We start from the raw sequence: 1369 nt of genomic DNA on the forward strand, positions 1-1369 counted from the left end.
AACACTGCTCCCGGCCAATAAAGCTCAGTTTTATTCCGGGCAGCTGCTTTCCGCGGACGGCAGACACGCGCTGATTGTTGCCCGTATATCCGGATCGGGAACGGATACAGTAAAAGCCGCTCAAATTGATAAACTTTTGGACGCTTGTCGGCAGGAACTGAAAACCAATACGGATTTAAAAGATCAATATACCCTGACCTCAGTTGGCGCCTACCGTGCCGCGCTGGACAACGAAACTGTCGCTAAACGTGACACCAGGCTGGCGATCATTCTGACGACGCTGGGGATCGCGCTCTTGCTCATTTTTGCTTTTCCCCGTCCGCTCATCGGCCTTTTGGCACTCCTGCCTTCGACCGTGGGGGCGATCGCCGCCCTGTTTGTCTGCTCATTTTTGTTTACATCCATGTCCATGCTGGCGGTAGGATTTGGGGGCGCGATCATGGCTTTTACGGTAGATCTGGGAATCACCTATCTGCTGTTTCTGGATCAACCCTACGCCACTCATGGGAAGCAGGTGGCGAGGGAAGTGTGGTCAGCGGAGTTGCTGGGGGTTCTGACGACTGTTGGCGCGTTCCTGTTACTTTTGATGAGCGACTTTAAAATTCTGGCAGAAATTGGTGTCTTTGCCGCGCTGGGCGTGGCATTTGCCCTGCTGTTTGTCCATTTTATTTTCCCGAAGATATTTCCGGCCATGCCGCCTGCCAAACGCCAGACCAATCGTTTTCTGATGGATGCTGTCATAAAAATAGCTGCACCGGCAAAATGGAAATTAATTGCCGCCATTGTTTTTGGTTTGATTATGCTGGTTTTTGCCAGGCCCGTTTTTAACGTCGATCTGCAGTCCATGAATTCGGTGAGCAAAGATACGATCAAGTCCGAACAAAAATTACAGGAAACCTGGGGCAATCTTTCCGGCAAATGCTATGTTATGCTGGAATCATCAAACCTTAAAGAATTGCAGAAAAAAAATGAGCAATTTCAGATATTGCTGGCCGCTGATGTGCAGAAAGAAAAACTTGCGCCGGTATTTCTGCCTTCCGTTTTGTTTCCATCTGCGCCGTCAGCTCAAAGTAATTTTACGGCCTGGCGCAGTTTTTGGAATGAAAAACGCATGACGGAATTGAAGCGGAACCTGGAGGCAGCGGCGCTGGAGAATGGCTTTACCCCGGATGCTTTTGAACCTTTCTGGCAAATCATCCGTCAAGAATCATCGGGAGCTTTCGAGATCCCTCCGAAGCATTTTGAAATGCTGGGTATTGCCAAAACGTCTGAAGGCTATACACAATTAAGTCTGCTTTCGGCCGGGAAAAACTACAACGCCGAAGATTTTTTTGTCAGGCTTTCTGCCACTGGGCTGGCCAAACTATTT

General features: G+C 49.2%; 1 protein-coding gene. It reads left to right on the forward strand.

Annotation, left to right across the window (positions count from 1 at the left end; genetic code table 11):
• On the forward strand, window positions 1-1369 hold a 1369-nt coding region (locus CVU71_18660), incomplete at both ends, for an MMPL family protein (GenBank protein PKN16601.1).

Source organism: Deltaproteobacteria bacterium HGW-Deltaproteobacteria-6, from assembly GCA_002840435.1.
Classification (GTDB): Bacteria; Desulfobacterota; Syntrophia; order Syntrophales; family Smithellaceae; genus UBA8904.